The organism is Streptomyces sp. SID3212 (assembly GCF_009865405.1).
In the GTDB taxonomy this organism is placed as follows: domain Bacteria; phylum Actinomycetota; class Actinomycetes; order Streptomycetales; family Streptomycetaceae; genus Streptomyces.
Genome location: NZ_WWJY01000751.1, coordinates 1 through 16,799 on the forward strand (window position 1 = coordinate 1; position 16,799 = coordinate 16,799).

At 72.8% G+C, this 16,799-nt stretch carries 14 protein-coding genes and 1 pseudogene; 11 read left to right on the forward strand and 4 right to left on the reverse strand.

Features of this window, described 5'->3' with window-relative positions:
* Window positions 1-378 (reverse strand): SWIM zinc finger family protein (locus GT042_RS22635; protein WP_202533482.1); only part of this gene is annotated, 378 nt, incomplete at its 3' end.
* Between the two features lie 133 nt (window positions 379-511).
* On the opposite strand from GT042_RS22635, the gene GT042_RS22640 reads away from it, so the two are divergent.
* From GT042_RS22640 to sucD, 6 genes are all read left to right on the forward strand, one after another.
* Window positions 512-946 carry a hypothetical protein gene (locus tag GT042_RS22640; RefSeq protein ID WP_161310561.1) on the forward strand — a complete coding sequence of 145 codons (435 nt, stop codon included), beginning with the start codon at window positions 512-514 and terminating at the stop codon, window positions 944-946.
* Between the two features lie 108 nt (window positions 947-1,054).
* Window positions 1,055-2,167 (forward strand): AAA family ATPase, encoded by a 1,113-nt coding sequence (locus GT042_RS22645; RefSeq protein ID WP_161310562.1) that lies wholly within the window; start codon window positions 1,055-1,057, stop codon window positions 2,165-2,167.
* Window positions 2,164-4,551, forward strand: coding sequence for a DUF5682 family protein (locus GT042_RS22650; RefSeq protein WP_161310563.1), 2,388 nt, complete (start codon window positions 2,164-2,166; stop codon window positions 4,549-4,551). The genes GT042_RS22645 and GT042_RS22650 overlap by 4 nt, the downstream gene beginning before the upstream one ends.
* Window positions 4,548-5,729, forward strand: a complete 1,182-nt coding sequence (locus GT042_RS22655) for a VWA domain-containing protein (protein WP_161310564.1) — start codon at window positions 4,548-4,550, stop codon at window positions 5,727-5,729. Before GT042_RS22650 ends, GT042_RS22655 begins: the two co-directional genes overlap by 4 nt.
* A gap of 219 nt (window positions 5,730-5,948) precedes the next feature.
* Window positions 5,949-7,127 (forward strand): ADP-forming succinate--CoA ligase subunit beta, encoded by a 1,179-nt coding sequence (sucC, locus tag GT042_RS22660; RefSeq protein ID WP_161310565.1) that lies wholly within the window; start codon window positions 5,949-5,951, stop codon window positions 7,125-7,127.
* Between the two features lie 20 nt (window positions 7,128-7,147).
* Window positions 7,148-8,032, forward strand: a complete 885-nt coding sequence (gene sucD / locus GT042_RS22665) for a succinate--CoA ligase subunit alpha (RefSeq protein WP_161310566.1) — start codon at window positions 7,148-7,150, stop codon at window positions 8,030-8,032.
* 147 nt (window positions 8,033-8,179) lie between these two features.
* On the opposite strand, the gene GT042_RS22670 is transcribed toward sucD, so the two are convergent.
* Window positions 8,180-9,052, reverse strand: coding sequence for a sigma factor-like helix-turn-helix DNA-binding protein (locus tag GT042_RS22670; protein ID WP_345943872.1), 873 nt, complete (start codon window positions 9,050-9,052; stop codon window positions 8,180-8,182).
* A gap of 75 nt (window positions 9,053-9,127) precedes the next feature.
* Between GT042_RS22670 and GT042_RS22675 the strand changes: the two genes are divergently transcribed.
* Window positions 9,128-11,062 carry a DUF6350 family protein gene (locus GT042_RS22675; RefSeq protein WP_345943873.1) on the forward strand — a complete coding sequence of 645 codons (1,935 nt, stop codon included), beginning with the start codon at window positions 9,128-9,130 and terminating at the stop codon, window positions 11,060-11,062.
* Here GT042_RS22675 and GT042_RS22680 read toward each other — a convergent pair.
* Window positions 11,052-12,026 carry a hypothetical protein gene (locus tag GT042_RS22680; protein WP_202533486.1) on the reverse strand — a complete coding sequence of 325 codons (975 nt, stop codon included), beginning with the start codon at window positions 12,024-12,026 and terminating at the stop codon, window positions 11,052-11,054. The two genes, GT042_RS22675 and GT042_RS22680, sit on opposite strands and share 11 nt — an antisense overlap.
* A 285-nt stretch (window positions 12,027-12,311) precedes the next feature.
* Between GT042_RS22680 and purN the strand changes: the two genes are divergently transcribed.
* Window positions 12,312-12,962: a phosphoribosylglycinamide formyltransferase gene (gene purN / locus GT042_RS22685; RefSeq protein WP_202533492.1), complete on the forward strand. Its 651-nt coding sequence runs from the start codon at window positions 12,312-12,314 to the stop codon at window positions 12,960-12,962.
* Window positions 12,959-14,548 (forward strand): bifunctional phosphoribosylaminoimidazolecarboxamide formyltransferase/IMP cyclohydrolase, encoded by a 1,590-nt coding sequence (gene purH, locus GT042_RS22690; protein WP_161310568.1) that lies wholly within the window; start codon window positions 12,959-12,961, stop codon window positions 14,546-14,548. The genes purN and purH overlap by 4 nt, the downstream gene beginning before the upstream one ends.
* A 111-nt stretch (window positions 14,549-14,659) precedes the next feature.
* Here the strand turns inward: purH and GT042_RS22695 are convergent, their stop codons facing one another.
* Window positions 14,660-15,256 carry an RDD family protein gene (locus GT042_RS22695; protein WP_161310569.1) on the reverse strand — a complete coding sequence of 199 codons (597 nt, stop codon included), beginning with the start codon at window positions 15,254-15,256 and terminating at the stop codon, window positions 14,660-14,662.
* Between the two features lie 242 nt (window positions 15,257-15,498).
* Here GT042_RS22695 and GT042_RS22700 point away from each other — a divergent pair, with 242 nt between their 5' ends.
* A complete protein-coding gene (locus GT042_RS22700; RefSeq protein ID WP_161310570.1) occupies window positions 15,499-16,359 on the forward strand; it encodes a bifunctional methylenetetrahydrofolate dehydrogenase/methenyltetrahydrofolate cyclohydrolase in 861 nt (286 codons plus the stop codon).
* Window positions 16,360-16,386: 27 nt separating this feature from the next.
* A pseudogene (locus GT042_RS22705) lies at window positions 16,387-16,799 on the forward strand (hypothetical protein); the annotation flags it as partial.

Consider the following 16,799-nt stretch of genomic DNA (forward strand, 5'->3'; position numbering starts at 1 on the left):
GCCCCCGGCAGGGCCCCCCTCGCCGCCGCTCCGCTTCCCCCGGGCGTCGAGCCACTCCCGCGCCCAGTCCGGTGCCTCGGCCTCCGCCAGGGCCGTCTCGTCCGCCGCCCGGAGCAGCAGCAGCCCGAGCGCGTGCTTGCACGGGAACTTCCTGCTCGGGCAACTGCACTTGTACGCGGGACCCGTGGTGTCCACCACCGTCCGGTACGGCGTGCTCCCGCTGCCCTTGCACAGGCCCCACACCGCCCCCGCGGCGCTGCTCCCCGCCTCCGACCACGGCCCGGCCGTGCCCAGCTTGTTGCCCGCCTTGCGTGACGCGTCGTCAGGAGCCAGAGCCAGCACCTGTTCCGTCGTCCAGCGCACCCCCGCTTTATTCATGTGTACGACGGTAGAACCCCCCACTGACAATCCGTCTGACCTGCGGATTCGTCAGCCGGGAAGCAACCGCGCTTTGCCTTCTCTTTGCTATCGTGGGTACTCCGCACGACCCATGCCCACCAGGGGGACCTTGATGAACCGCACCGTCCGAGCCGTCGTCACCACCGCCGCGGTCACCGGCCTCGCCTTCGGTCTCGGGGCCTGCTCCGAGGCCGCGGACCGGGTGGACAAGGCCGTCACCGACGAGGTCGACAAGGCCGTCAACGAGGAGTACGAGGTCACGTACGAAGTGACCGGCACGAACGTCGACTCGATCGACTACCACGCCAGCGGTGGCAAGGCGACCGACCCCAAGATCGAGACGGTCGACAAGCCCACCCTGCCGTGGAAGAAGACGGTCACGCTCAGGGGCATCACGCCGCCCGGCGTCATCCCGAGCGCGTTCGACGTGTCCGGCGCCGAGGTGAAGTGCACGATCACCTACAAGGGCAAGGTCATCAAGGAGGCCGAGGGCGCGGGCCCCGTCGCGGCCGGCGGCTGCATCACGGTCTCGCCGATCGTGCAGTGACCGTGCGGTAGGCGGCTGTTACGCCCCTGACCAGCGACGACCACCGATTGTCAGTGGCGTGGTGCACGGTGGAACCCACACCCGGTCCATCGATCTGGAGGGGGATCCATGACCGTGCCCGAGACCACGGACACCACCGGCGGCGAGGTCCTGCGACCGCATGCCGAGCACGCGTTCGCCGGCGAGCTCAGGGCGCTGGCCGCGGCCGACGACCGGCCGCGGCCCGCCCGTTGGCAGCTGTCGCCCTGGGCCGTGGCCCTGTATCTCCTCGGCGGCACGCTTCCCGACGGAACGGCGATCACGCCCAAGTACGTGGGCCCGCGCCGGCTCGTGGAGGTCGCGGTCACCACGCTCGCCACCGACCGGGCGCTCCTGCTGCTCGGCGTGCCGGGCACCGCGAAGACGTGGGTGTCCGAGCACCTCGCGGCGGCCGTCAGCGGCGACTCGACCCTGCTCGTGCAGGGCACGGCGGGCACACCCGAGGAAGCCGTCCGGTACGGGTGGAACTACGCGCAGCTGCTCGCCCACGGTCCCAGCCGTGACGCGCTCGTCCCGAGCCCGGTGATGCGGGCCATGTCCGAGGGCATGACCGCGCGCGTCGAGGAGCTGACCCGCATCCCTGCCGACGTACAGGACTCGCTCATCACGATCCTGTCCGAGAAGACACTCCCGATCCCCGAGCTGGGGCAGGAGGTGCAGGCGGTCCGCGGCTTCAACCTGATCGCGACGGCCAACGACCGCGACCGGGGGGTCAACGACCTGTCGAGCGCCCTGCGCAGGCGCTTCAACACCGTGGTCCTGCCGCTGCCGGCCACCCAGGACGCCGAGGTCGACATCGTCTCCCGGCGCGTCGGCCAGCTGGGGCGCTCGCTCGACCTGCCGTCCGGCCCCGAGGGCATCGACGAGATCCGCCGGGTCGTCACGGTCTTCCGTGAACTGCGCGACGGCGTCACGTCCGACGGACGCACCAAACTCAAGTCCCCGTCCGGGACGCTCTCCACGGCGGAGGCGATCTCGGTCGTCACCAACGGCCTCGCGCTCGCCGCGCACTTCGGCGACGGCGTCCTGCGCCCCGGCGACGTGGCGGCCGGCATCCTGGGCGCGGTCGTCCGCGACCCGGCGGCGGACCGGGTGATCTGGCAGGAGTACGTCGAGACGGTCGTCCGGGAGCGCGACGGCTGGAAGGACTTCTACCGCGCGTGCCGCGAGGTGAGCGCATGACGGCCCGGGGGCCGCTGCTGCTGGGCGTCAGGCATCACGGGCCCGGGTCCGCGCGGGCCGTGCTGCGGGCGCTGGACGCCGCGGCGCCGGGGGTGGTTCTCGTCGAAGGGCCTCCCGAGGGCGACGCGTTGGTGGCGCTGGCCGCAGACGAGGCGATGCGCCCGCCGGTCGCGCTCCTGGCGCACGCCGTGGACGATCCGGGGCGCGCGGCCTTCTGGCCGATGGCCGAGTTCTCGCCCGAATGGGTCGCGCTCCGGTGGGCGTCGGCCCATGACGTACCGGTCCGGTTCATCGACCTGCCCGCCGCCCACTCCCTCGCGCTCCCCTCCGAGGACGGGGACAGGGACGCGAAGGAAGGCGGCGAAGGAGAAGAAGAAGGAGAAGAAGAAGGAGAAGGGGACACGAGCGGCGACACCGGCGGGTTCCGGATCGATCCGCTCGCCGTGCTCGCCGAGGCCGCCGGGTACGACGACCCCGAGCGATGGTGGGAGGACGTGGTCGAGCACCAGGGGCCGGGTCGTACGGGCGATCCGTTCGCGCCGTTCGACGCGGTCGCCGAGGCCATGGGCGCCCTGCGCGAGGAGTACGGCTCCGGAGGGGACCGCCGTGACCTCGTCCGCGAGGCCCACATGCGGATCCGGCTGCGCGCCGCGCGCAAGGAGTTCGGGGACGACCGGGTCGCCGTCGTCTGCGGCGCCTGGCACGTCCCCGCGCTCGCCGGGACGTACACCGCCACCGCGGACCGCGCGCTGCTCAAGGGACTGCCCAAGGTCAAGGCGGAGATGACGTGGGTGCCCTGGACCCACCGCAGGCTCGCCCGGCACAGCGGCTACGGCGCGGGGATCGACTCCCCGGGCTGGTACGGGCATCTGTTCGCCGCGCCCGACCGGCCCGTGGAGCGGTGGCTGACCAAGGTCGCCGGTCTGCTGCGCGAGGAGGACCGGATGGTGTCCTCGGCCCATGTCATCGAGGCGGTCAGGCTCGCCGAGACCCTCGCCGTGATGCGCGGCCGCCCGCTCGCCGGGCTCACGGAGACCACGGACGCGATCCGGGCCGTCATGTGCGACGGGTCCGACGTGCCGCTCGCGCTCGTCCACGACCGGCTGGTCGTCGGCGACGTCCTGGGCGAGGTGCCCGACGCGGCGCCCGCCGTGCCGCTCCGGCGCGACCTCGCCAGGATCCAGCGCACCCTGCGCCTCAAGCCGGAGGCGCACGAACGCGAGCTGGAGCTCGACCTCCGCAAGGAGACCGACGCGGCGAAGAGCGGGCTCCTGCACCGGCTGCGGCTCCTCGGCGTCGGCTGGGGCGTCCCCGGCACGGGACGGGGGAGCACCGGCACGTTCCGGGAGAGCTGGCGGCTGTGCTGGGAGCCCGAGCTGTACGTGAAGGTCGCGGAGGCCGGCGTCTGGGGCACGACCGTGCTCTCGGCCGCCACCGCGAAGGCCGAGTCCCGGGCGGTGTCGGCGACCGCGCTCGCCGAGGTCACCGCGCTGGCCGAGGAGTGCCTGCTGGCCGGACTGCCGGACGCGCTGCCCGTCGTGATGCGCGCCCTCGCCGACCGCGCCGCCCTCGACGCGGACGTCGGCCACCTCGCCCAGGCACTGCCCGCCCTGGCCCGGTCGCTGCGGTACGGGGACGTACGGTCCACGGACACCGCCGCGCTCGGCGAGGTGGCGGCGGGACTCGCCGAGCGGGTCTGCGTCGGCCTGCCGCCCGCGTGTGCCGGGCTCGACGCGGACGGGGCGGCCCAGATGCGGACGCACCTGGACGCCGTCCACACGGCCGTCGGCCTGCTGCCCGCCGTCCGGGACGGTGATCTGGCCGCGCGCTGGGGAGCCGTCCTGCTCAAGCTCGCCGGGCGGGACACGATCCCCGGCGTCATCCGGGGGCGGGCCGCCCGCCTGCTCCTGGACGACGGCCGGCTCCCCGAGGACGACGCGGCCCGCTTCATGGGGCTCGCGCTGTCCCCCGGCACCCCGCCCGCCGACGCGGCTGCCTGGATCGAGGGCTTCGTCGGCGGCGCCCCCGGCGGCGGCATGCTCCTCGTCCACGACGCCCGGCTGCTGGGCCTGGTCGACACGTGGCTGACCGGAGTCCCCGCCGAGGCGTTCACGGACGTGCTGCCGCTGCTGCGCCGCACGTTCTCCGCGTACGAACCGGGTGTCAGGCGCACGCTGGGCGAGCTGGTCCGGCGCGGCCCCGCCACCGCCCCGGCGGCCGGGACGACCGCACCGCACGAAGCGGCGGCCCCCGGCTTCGCCACCACGCTCGACGCGGCACGCGCGGACGCCGTCCTCCCGGTGCTGCGCCTCCTGCTGGGGCCGGGCGGCGGACGGGCCGACGTACGCGAACAGGCCCACGCGACGACGGAAGGAAAGCGATGACCACGGACCGGACCGGATCCGCCGTCGACGAGCGGCTGCGCCGCTGGCGCCTGGTGCTCGGCGGGGACGGCGCGAGCGACGGCACCGGCCGCACCCTCGCCGGCACGGACGCGGCGATGGACGGCGCGCTCTCCGCCCTCTACGGCTCCCGCAAGGCCGGCGGCACGGGGGGCGCCGCCAGCAGCAGCCGGTCCGCCGGGCTCGGGGCGTCCGCGCCCTCCGTGGCCCGCTGGCTGGGCGACATCCGTACGTACTTCCCCAGCTCCGTCGTCCAGGTCATGCAGCGCGACGCCATCGACCGGCTCGGACTGTCCGCGCTCCTCCTGGAGCCGGAGATGCTGGAGGCCGTCGAGGCCGACGTCCACCTGGTCGGCACGCTCCTGTCCCTGAACAAGGCGATGCCCGACACGACGAAGGAAACGGCACGCGCGGTCGTGCGCAAAGTGGTCGAGGACATAGAGAAGCGGCTCGCCACCCGCACCCGCGCCACCCTCACCGGCGCGCTCGACCGGTCCGCGCGGATCAACCGGCCGCGCCACCGGGACATCGACTGGGACCGCACCATCCGGGCCAACCTCAAGAACTACCTGCCGGAGCACGGCACGATCGTCCCCGAGCGCCTCATCGGGTACGGCCGCGCCTCGCAGGCGGTGAAGAAGGAGGTGGTCCTCTGCATCGACCAGTCGGGCTCGATGGCCGCGTCCGTCGTGTACGCGTCGGTGTTCGGCGCGGTCCTGGCCTCGATGCGCACGCTCGACACCCGGCTCGTCGTCTTCGACACCGCCGTCGTGGACCTCACCGACCAGCTGGACGACCCGGTCGACGTCCTCTTCGGCACCCAGCTCGGCGGCGGTACGGACATCAACCGCGCCCTCGCCTACTGCCAGGGCCGCATCACCCGCCCCGCCGACACGGTGGTCGTCCTGATCAGCGACCTCTACGAGGGCGGGATACGCGACGAGATGCTCAAGCGGGTCGCGGCGATGAAGGCGTCGGGGGTGGAGTTCGTCGCGCTGCTCGCGCTGTCCGACGAAGGCGCCCCCGCCTACGACCGGGAGCACGCGGCGGCCCTCGCCGCGCTCGGCGCGCCCGCCTTCGCCTGCACCCCCGACCTGTTCCCGGACGTGATGGCGGCGGCTCTCGAAAAGCGCCCGCTGCCCGTCCCCGACACGGCGTAGGAGGCTCTGTGACAGGTATCACCGCTCAGGCGGGATCCGCGATTTAGGGACCTACCGCCCACGGGGATAACCTGCGAGACGGACATGCCGCGTACCGGACAGCGTGTACGCCTCCCTCAGTGACGGTGCAGTCACGTTGCCCTTCGCGGCACGCCCACGCCGACAACGAACCCGCGATCACCAGGCTGCGGATTTCAGAACACAAAGGGACGGACACGCGTGGACCTGTTCGAGTATCAGGCGAGGGACCTCTTCGCCAAGCACGGTGTACCGGTGCTGGCCGGTGAAGTCATCGAGACGCCTGAGGCGGCCCGCGAGGTGACCGAGCGTCTCGGCGGCAAGGCTGTCGTCAAGGCGCAGGTCAAGGTCGGTGGACGCGGCAAGGCGGGCGGTGTGAAGCTCGCCGCGGACCCGGACGAGGCCGTCGAGAAGGCCGGTCAGATCCTGGGCATGGACATCAAGGGCCACACGGTCCACAAGGTGATGCTGGCCGAGACCGCGGACATCGCGGAGGAGTACTACGTCTCCTTCCTGCTCGACCGCACCAACCGCACCTTCCTCGCCATGGCCTCCGTCGAGGGCGGTGTCGAGATCGAGGTCGTCGCCGAGGAGAACCCCGACGCGCTCGCCAAGATCCCGGTCGACGCCTACGAGGGCTGCACCCCGGAGAAGGCCGCCGAGATCGTCGCCGCCGCGAAGTTCCCGGCCGACATCGCCGACCAGGTCGCGGACGTCCTCCAGAAGCTGTGGACCGTCTTCATCAAGGAGGACGCCCTCCTGGTCGAGGTCAACCCGCTGATCAAGTCGGGCGACGGCAAGATCATCGCGCTGGACGGCAAGGTCTCGCTCGACGAGAACGCCGACTTCCGGCAGCCCGGCCACGAGGCGCTGGAGGACAAGGCCGCGGCGAACCCGCTGGAGGCCGCCGCCAAGGCCAAGAACCTCAACTACGTCAAGCTCGACGGCCAGGTCGGCATCATCGGCAACGGCGCGGGTCTCGTCATGTCGACCCTCGACGTCGTTGCGTACGCCGGTGAGGCCCACGGCGGCGTGAAGCCGGCCAACTTCCTCGACATCGGCGGCGGCGCGTCCGCCGAGGTGATGGCGAACGGCCTGGAGATCATCCTCGGCGACCCGGACGTCAAGTCCGTGTTCGTCAACGTCTTCGGTGGCATCACCGCCTGCGACGAGGTCGCCAACGGCATCGTGCAGGCCCTGGAGCTGCTGGAGTCCAAGGGCGAGAACGTCGAGAAGCCGCTGGTCGTGCGCCTCGACGGCAACAACGCGGAGCTGGGTCGCAAGATCCTGTCCGACGCCAACCACCCGCTCGTGCGGCGCGTGGACACCATGGACGGCGCGGCCGACAAGGCCGCCGAGCTCGCCGCAGCAGCGAAGTAAGGACGAGGGAAACCACAACCATGGCTATCTTCCTCACCAAGGACAGCAAGGTCATCGTCCAGGGGATGACCGGCGCCACGGGCATGAAGCACACCAGGCTCATGCTCGCCGACGGCACGAACATCGTCGGCGGCGTCAACCCCCGTAAGGCCGGCACGTCCGTCGACTTCGACGGCACCGACGTACCCGTGTTCGGGTCCGTGGCCGAGGCCATCGAGAAGACCGGCGCCGACGTCTCCGTCGTCTTCGTCCCGCCGGCCTTCGCCAAGGCCGCCGTGGTCGAGGCGATCGACGCCGAGATCCCGCTGGCCGTCGTGATCACCGAGGGCATCGCGGTGCACGACTCCGCGGCGTTCTGGGCGTACGCGGGCGTGAAGGGCAACAAGACCCGGATCATCGGCCCGAACTGCCCCGGCCTGATCACCCCCGGCCAGTCCAACGCCGGCATCATCCCGGGCGACATCACCAAGCCCGGCCGCATCGGTCTCGTGTCCAAGTCCGGCACGCTGACCTACCAGATGATGTACGAGCTCCGTGACCTCGGCTTCTCGTCCGCCGTCGGCATCGGTGGCGACCCGGTCATCGGTACGACGCACATCGACGCGCTCGCCGCGTTCGAGGCCGACGCCGACACCGACCTGATCGTGATGATCGGCGAGATCGGCGGCGACGCCGAGGAGCGCGCGGCCGACTTCATCGCGAAGAACGTCACGAAGCCGGTCGTCGGCTACGTCGCGGGCTTCACCGCGCCCGAGGGCAAGACCATGGGCCACGCCGGCGCCATCGTCTCCGGCTCCTCCGGTACGGCCCAGGCGAAGAAGGAAGCCCTGGAGGCCGCGGGCGTGAAGGTCGGCAAGACGCCGACCGAGACCGCGCAGCTGGCTCGCGCGATCCTCGCGGGCTGACCCGGGCTGACCCGGGCTGATACGGGTCGGCGCAGGCTGATTACAAGCCGGCCGGCACAGGCCGACGTTCCTCAGGTCGCCGGACGGGTGGGAAAGCCCGTCCGGCGACCGAGGCGCGCGCGTGCCCGCCCGTCCGCGAACCGGGTGTCAGAGGGCCAGCGGTACCAGCCGCTCCGGACCGCTGAACGGTGTGTCGCGCAGCCGGTCCCGCAGGGCCAGGTCCCGTTCGCTCCACGCCTCGGGACCGTTCGTGACCGGCACCCCGCCGACCTGCCGCGGGGCCGCCAGCGGCTCCCAGTACCGCGTCGGTGCGGTGGCGAGCGTGAAGCCGGTCGCCCCCACGATCAACGCCGTGAAGGCGATCGCCGACCGTGTCCACAACCGGGCGCGGCGCTCCGCGCTCTTCCGTACCGCCCGCGCCGGAGGGATGGCCGGCGGGCTCACGGCCCGCGTGAGCGCCCCCAGCCGCCCGTGCAACGCGTCCGGGTCCGCCAGTTCGGGCAGCCGTTCGGCCACCGCCTCCCGCGCGTGCAGCAGCCGCCGTGCCGTCCCCAGCGTGCTCGCCTCCGTCTCCGCCGCCGTCTCCGGCAGGTCCAGGCCCAGCCCGTCGTACAGCATCAGGACCCGGCGGTACTGCGGCGGCAGCTCCAGCAGCGCCTCCCGCAGCGCCCGGCCGTCCCGGCCGTCCCGCTGACCGGTGATCAGATCGGCGCGCCGGTGGGCGCGGCGGAACCGGTGCCAGGGGGACAGGGCGTACTCGTACGCGGCGGCCCGTACCCACCCCGCCGGATCCCGGTCCACCGCGACCTCGGGCCAGCGCCCCCACGCCTGGTGGAAGGCGCGCTCGACGGACTCCTGGGACAGGCCGCGCCGCCCGGTCAGCAGATAGGTCTGTCGTACGAGGGAGGGCGCCGTGTCCGTGTACAGCGCGTCGAAGGCCTGCGCGGGCGTGAACGGGCCGGCCCCCGCCGCCTCCGTACCTGGGTCATGGTCCTCTGGAGAACGGGTGAAAAAGTACATAAACATATATTGAGCGACACCACGGTCATTAGCTTGTTACCCGGATAAAGCGCGTGTCGTTGGCAGCATGGCGCCGTGACCCAAGTGACCGATCGCAGCACGACGTTGTCCTCGGCCTCGGCGGCGGAACGGGGCCGGGCCGCCGCGCTGACCGCGTCCTTCCTCCGCGGAGCCATCGCCGCGGGCCTCGGCCTCGGGGCGCTCGCCGTGCTGGTCATGGCGATGTGGATCACCTCGCCCTACCCCGACAGCGGCGCCCGCGGCGCCCTGCACGTCGCCGCCGCGCTCTGGCTGCTCGCGCACGGCGTCGAGCTGGTGCGGCCCGACACGATGTCAGGGGCTTCCGCCCCGCTCGGTGTTGTCCCCCTGCTGCTGGTGGTCCTGCCCGTGTGGCTCACCCACCGCGCGGCCAGGGACGCCCTCGAACCGGAGGAGGGCAGGCCGCAGCTCACCGCGCTCGGCGCCGTGGCCACCATCTCCGGCGGATATCTGCTGGTCGGCGGCGCTGTCGTGGTCTACGTTTCGGGCGGCCCGCTCATCGCGCATCCGCTGCGCGCGGCGCTCCTGCTGCCCCTCGTGACCGTGGTCTCCTCCGCCGTCGGCGCGTGGTCGGGCAGCGGCCGGCCGGTCGGCCCGCTGCCCTTGTGGCTGCCCGCGGGGCTACGGGAACGCCTCGTCCGTACCGTCTGGGCACCGCCCTCCCGCCGCAGGACCGCCGTCGCGACGCGGGCCGCCGCCGCCGCGGTCCTGGCGCTGCTGGGCGGCGGGGCACTGCTCGTCGGGGCGTCGCTGGTGTGGCACGGGGGCGCGGCGCAGGTGTCGTTCACCCAGCTCGCGGGGGACTGGTCGGGGCGGTTCGCCGTCCTCCTGCTGGGGCTGTCGCTGGTGCCGAACGCCGCCGCGTGGGCCGCCGCCTACGGCCTGGGGCCCGGTTTCGCGCTCGGTACGGCGGCCACGGTCACCCCGCTCGGGATCACGGGCACCCCCGCGCTGCCGTCGTTCCCGCTGCTCGCCGCCGTCCCGCACGGGCACGGGACACCCCTGCACTGGGCTGCGGCGGGGGTGCCGGTGGTGGCGGGCGTGGTGGTGGCGTGGTTCACGGTACGGGTGGCGGCGCCGCCCTTCTCCGTACGGGAGGAGGCGTGGAGCCTGCGCGCGACGGCGCTGACGGCCGCGCTCGGGGGCGCGCTGGGCGCATTGTTGACGGGGGTTCTGGCGACGGCGGCGGGCGGGCCGTTGGGCAACGCGGACCTGGCCGCGTTCGGCCCGGTGGGGTGGCTGACGGGGCTGGCGGCGCTGGGGTGGCTGGTGGGGGTGGGGGTGCCGGTGGCGGTGGTGATCAGGGCGTGGCGGCTGCGGGAGCGGCGGGTGAAGGTGGACGCGGTTGCCGGTGCCGATGCCTCCGCCGCGCCGGTCGTGGGGGGCGTGGGGGTCGGCGGCGGGGCCGCGGTCTGGTGGGCGCCTTGGCGCCGTAAGGGCGCACCGGTGGTCGCGTCGGTGATGGTCGCGTCGGCGGAGGGCGTATCCGCCGAGGGGAAGCAGACCGGGGCGGACCGGGCGAAGGAGAGCGGGAAGGCGGCGACGGCCGGTGGGCCGGGGGCCGTCACCCCCGCCGCCCCGGTCCCTGCCCTGGAGTCGTACGACGTCCTGCCGGCCGACGCCTGGCACGACCGGGGGGCGCGGGAGGCGCGGTGGGCCGCGATCAAGGACGCGTCGGGCGGCCTGATGGCCGACTTCCCGGCCGTACCGCTGCTGCCGGCCGTACCGCTGGTCCCACCGCCCCCGGACCCCGAGCCCGTCACGGCGTCGGAGCCGCCCTCCGGCGAGGAGGACGACTCCGAGGAAGGGCGGCGGGAACGGATCCCGGATCGGGAGGCGAAGCCGGACCCGAAGCCGGACCTGGAACCGGAGGCGAACCCGGTACCGGAACGGAAGCCGGACCCGGAGGGCGACCTGCAACCGGACCCGGAACCGGACGCGGACCCCGGTCAGCCCGGTGTCACTCCTTGACGCCGAAGATCGGCCGCAGGGAATCCGGCAGGTGGCTGTTGCAGGACAGCCGGGCCTCCTGCGTCAGCGAGTCGTTGACGCACGTGTAGTAGTCGCGGTACGCGAGCTGTACGGAGAACGTCACCGCCACGATCGCCAGCGCCAGGCCCGCCGTCACCAGCCCGCTCACCGCGGCCGTCTTCTGCTGGCGGTTCTGGTTCGGGTTCGCCGCCGCGCCGGGCGCGGGGGTCTGTGCCTCGGAAGCGGAACGCGCCGGGGCGGCGTCCGTACGGAAGGCGGCGCCCGGGCCCGACGCCGCGGTCGCGGAGCTGTCGGTCGAGGAGGTCGAGGACGGCCGCTGCTGGTTGCGCAGAGAACTGATGCCCCAGTAGACGCCCAGCGCGCCGAGCAGCAGGGCGATCTCCGAGAGGTCGAAGAGCGAGAAGAAGAAAGCCCACATCCCGGAGAGCAGCGCGTAGCGGGCGCGCCGCTGGAAGGGGTCGGTCGGGTCCCAGCGCAGGCCGCCGCGGCCTCCCTCGGAGCCGTCCTGCCGGCCGTTTCCGGGGGCGTTCTGGTCGTTCTGCCCGCTGCCCTGATTCCCGGGACGGCTCCCGAAGCCGCCCGAGGAGCGGCCGGGCTGGCGGCTGCTCCACTGGCTGCCCCAGCCGCCGCGGTCGCCCCGGTCGGAGTCGGACCCGCCGTTCTCGGGCAGGCGGGGCTGCCACGGCTGGTCGGGCCGGTCGGCGGGCGGCGGCGCGAACGGATTGTCGTCGCCGGACCCGCCGGACCCGCCTGACGACCCCTCCGCTCCCGAGGAACCGGAAGGCGCGTCCGACCCCGGAGACCCGTCCGGGGCCCCCGAGGAACCCGTGGAACCCGTGGAACCCGTGGAACCCGAGGAAGAGGACTGGCGTTCCCGCGGCAGCAGCACCGGCCCGGAGGGCGGCGGGAGGTGGAGTGCCGTGCGGCGGCGTCGGTCCTGCATCTGGTGAACGTCTTCCCCTCAGACCCAGCGCGCGGGGGTCTTGTGTCGTATGGGCCGTCCCGGAGACGGAACCCTGTCCCCAGACGCTACCTCCCGGCCACGCCCCCGTCCCGTGGGGGCCGCTCGGTGTGCCGGTATCGTTGCTGACGGTCGGCTCCTTCGTAGAGTTCCCCGTATCGGGGATCGTGACTCGTTCGTACGACCGCACAACACCGCCGACCACACCGGCCCCGCACGCTCGGCGAGGCCGTGCCCGCTTCCAGAAAGGCGCCCACCGTGGCCTCCCTGCCCCCCACCGGTCTGCCTCCCACCGGCCGGCCGGCCCGGCTCGTGGTCCTGGTCTCGGGTTCGGGTACGAACCTCCAGGCGCTGATCGACGCCATCGGCGCCGATCCCACGGGTTTCGGAGCACGGATCGTGGCCGTCGGCGCCGACCGCGACTCCATCGAGGGACTCGAACGGGCGGAGCGCGCCGGAGTGCCCACCTTCGTCTGCCGGGTACGGGACCACGGGACGCGCGAGGCGTGGGACGCGGCGCTCGCCGCGGCGACGGCGGCGTACGAACCGGACCTGGTGGTCTCGGCCGGCTTCATGAAGATCGTGGGGAAGGAGTTCCTCGCACGCTTCGGCGGCCGGTTCGTCAACACCCATCCGGCTCTGCTGCCCAGCTTTCCCGGTGCCCACGGCGTACGCGACGCGCTCGCGCACGGCGTGAAGGTGACCGGCTGCACCGTCCACTTCGTCGACGAAGGCGTCGACGAGGGCCCGATCATCGCGCAGGGCGTGGTGGAGGTCAGGGACGAGGACTACTCGGACGACGGCGTCGCGCTCCACGAGCGCATCAAGGAAGTCGAGCGACGCCTGCTCGTCGATGTCGTGGGGCGTCTGGCCCGGCACGGCTACCGCATTGAGGGACGAAAGGTAACGATCCAGTGACCGCCGAAGGTACGAAGCGGCCGATCCGCCGCGCGCTGGTCAGCGTCTACGACAAGACGGGCCTGGAAGAGCTGGCCCGTGGACTGCACGAGGCCGGGGTCACCCTGGTCTCCACCGGTTCCACCGCCGCGAAGATCGCCGCCGCCGGGGTGCCGGTCACCAAGGTCGAGGAGCTGACGGGCTTCCCCGAGTGCCTGGACGGGCGCGTCAAGACGCTGCACCCGCGTGTGCACGCCGGGATCCTCGCCGACCTGCGGCTCGACGCGCACCGCGCGCAGCTGGCCGAGCTGGACATCGAGCCGTTCGAGCTGGTGGTCGTCAACCTGTACCCGTTCCGCGAGACGGTCGCCTCGGGGGCGACCGACGACGAGTGCGTGGAGCAGATCGACATCGGCGGCCCCTCGATGGTCCGCGCCGCCGCCAAGAACCACCCGTCCGTGGCGGTCGTCACCAGCCCGGAGCGGTACGGGGACGTCCTCGGGGCCGTACAGGACGGCGGGTTCGACCTGACGACCCGTAAGCGCCTGGCGGCGGAGGCGTTCCAGCACACCGCCGCGTACGACGTGGCCGTGGCGTCCTGGTTCGCCGCCGACTACGCGGCCGTCGACGCGGAGGCCGACAGCGGTTCCGCCGCGGACCGGCTGCCGGACTTCCTCGGAGCGACGTACCTCCGTAAGAACGTGCTGCGTTACGGCGAGAACCCGCACCAGCCCGCCGCGCTCTACACCGGCGCCGAGGGCGGCGGCCTGGCCGAGGCGGAGCAACTGCACGGCAAGGAGATGTCGTACAACAACTACACGGACACGGACGCCGCGCGCCGTGCCGCGTACGACCACCCCGAGCCGTGCGTCGCGATCATCAAGCACGCCAACCCGTGCGGGATCGCGATCGGCGACGACGTCGCCGAGGCGCACCGCAAGGCACACGCGTGCGACCCGCTCTCCGCGTTCGGCGGGGTGATCGCCGTCAACCGCCCGGTGTCCGTGGAGATGGCCGAGCAGGTCGCCGAGATCTTCACCGAGGTGATCGTCGCCCCGGACTACGAGGACGGCGCGGTCGAGGTGCTGGCCCGCAAGAAGAACATCCGCGTGCTGCGCTGCGCCGACGCGCCGTCCGCGCGGGTCGAGGTCAAGGCGATCGACGGCGGGGCGCTGCTCCAGGCCACCGACCGTTTCCAGGCCGCGGGCGACGACCCGGCCAACTGGACGCTGGCGACCGGCGAGGCGCTGTCCGCGGCGGAGCTGGCCGAGCTGGCCTTCGCGTGGCGCGCGAGCCGCGCGGTCAAGTCCAACGCGATCCTGCTCGCCAAGGGCGGGGCGTCGGTGGGGGTCGGCATGGGGCAGGTCAACCGCGTCGACTCCGCGAAGCTCGCGGTGGAGCGCGCGGGGGAGGAGCGGGCGCGCGGCGCGTTCGCCGCGTCCGACGCCTTCTTCCCCTTCCCCGACGGCCTGGAGATCCTGCTGGAGGCGGGGGTCAGGGCCGTGGTGCAGCCGGGCGGGTCGGTCCGTGACGACCAGGTGGTCGAGGCGGCGCGGAAGGCCGGCGCGACGATGTACTTCACGGGGACGCGCCACTTCTTCCACTGAGTCCGCCCAGTTGGTCCGTGCACGACGAAGGCCGCGCTCCCGGTATGGGGAGCGCGGCCTTCGGTCGGTACGAGACGTGGCACTAATGCGCCCGGTTCGCCCGCCATGCGATCAGTTGGACTTGATGACCAGCGACGAGCAGACCTTGTCCGCGAGCGTCTGGTTCTTCGAGTCCCACAGCGGCCACAGGAAGCCGATGTAGCAGATGACGCCGTCGAGGAAGTGGGCGAGACGGCGGACGAACGCCATGCCGATGCCGAGCGGCTGGCCGTCGGCCTCACGCAGCAGACGGATGTTCAGGGCCTTCTTGCCGATGGTCTGGCCGGTCTTGCCCTCCTGGATCAGCTGCCAGACGGCCACCGCGATGACCGCGAGGAGCCCGATCAGGCGCAGGAAGCCGCCGAAGCCGCCGCCGATGGCGGCACCCGCGAAGACGATGATGTACGGCACGAGGAGGACGAGTCCGTCGACCAGGGTGCCGAGGACACGCGAGCCCCAGCTCGCGAGTTCCGGCATGCCGCCGTAGCCGGGGCCCTGCGGGGCGGCGTAGGGCGCGGGGCCGCCGGGAGCGGGGTAGCCGTACCCCTGCTGCGGCACGCCCTGCGGGGCCTGCTGGGGGTAGCCGTAGCCCGGCTGGGGCGGCTGACCGGGCTGGCCGGGCTGACCGGGCTGCTGCCCGTACGGGTTCTGGGGGTCGCCGAAGCTCATTTGGGGACTTCCTCCGTTGGATGCGGGACGGCGCGGGTCCGCGCGGAGGAACGGTGGTTCTCAAGCGGTCCGGCCCCCCGCACGCCCGCTGTGGTGCGCCGATCATGCTGGTAGGACTGTCCTCTTTTTGTCCAGTCGGTATCCGTATGCGTTGTGCAAGTGCAACCTGGGCGGATCCGTGACGGCGCGTGGACCGGGACCCGAATTGGAACAGCGGCGGGTCCATCCGCGAGGATGGGACCATGACCGCCCAGATTCTCGATGGCAAGGCCACCGCAGCCGCGATCAAGTCCGACCTGACCGCCCGCGTGGCGGCCCTCACGGCGCGGGGCGTCCTGCCCGGCCTGGGGACGCTGCTGGTCGGGGACGATCCTGGCAGCCGGTGGTACGTGAACGGCAAGCACCGCGACTGCGCCGAGGTCGGCATCGCGTCGATCCAGCGTGAACTCCCCGACACCGCGACGCAGGAAGAGATCGAGGCCGTCGTCGCGGAGCTGAACGCCAACCCCGAGTGCACGGGGTACATCGTGCAGCTGCCGCTGCCCAAGGGCATCGACACCAACCGGGTCCTGGAACTGATCGACCCGTCCAAGGACGCGGACGGACTGCACCCGATGAGCCTCGGCCGGCTGGTCCTCAACGAGACGGGCCCGCTGCCGTGCACCCCGTACGGCATCATCGAGCTGCTGCGCCACCACGGCGTCGAGATCGCGGGCGCGCATGTGGTGGTCGTCGGACGCGGTATCACGGTGGGGCGTTCGATCCCGCTGCTCCTGACCCGCAAGTCCGAGAACGCGACCGTGACGCAGTGCCACACCGGCACCCGCGACCTGTCGGCGCACCTCAGGCAGGCGGACATCATCGTGGCGGCGGCGGGCGTGCCGCACATCATCAAGCCCGAGGACGTGAAGCCGGGCGCGGCGGTCCTCGACGTCGGCGTCAGCCGGGACGAGCACGGCAAGATCGTGGGCGACGTGCACCCCGGGGTCGCCGAGGTGGCCGGCTGGATCTCGCCCAACCCGGGCGGTGTCGGCCCGATGACCCGCGCCCAGCTGCTGGTCAACGTGGTCGAGGCGGCCGAACGCGCCGTCGCCGCGGGCTGACCGGGTCCGAACGGGAAAGGGGCACCCATGGGTGCTGGTACGAGCGCGAGTGACACGCCGGAACCGAACGGCGCACGGCAGGCCGTCGCCGTGGAGCCGGGCGCCCCGGGGGCGGCGAAGGCCGGCGCCGACGCGGGGGTGGCTCCGGACGCCGTCGTTGACGTGGGCGTGGACCTCGACGCGGATGGGCGCGCGGGTGAGGCCCCCGCGGTTGACGCGAACGTCGATCCGCGTGTGAGCGCGGGAGCGCGTACGGACGTGCGTACGGACGTAGGTACGGGCGCGGTCGCGGACACCGACCCGGACGAGGCCGCCGACCCGGACGAGGTCCGCGTACCCGCCGAGTCCACGGCCGATGCCGATCCGGCCGGCGACTCCGGTGCGGAGGAGTCCGACGGCGAGTCGGAGTCGCGCCGCTTCCCCGCCGTCACGACCGACAC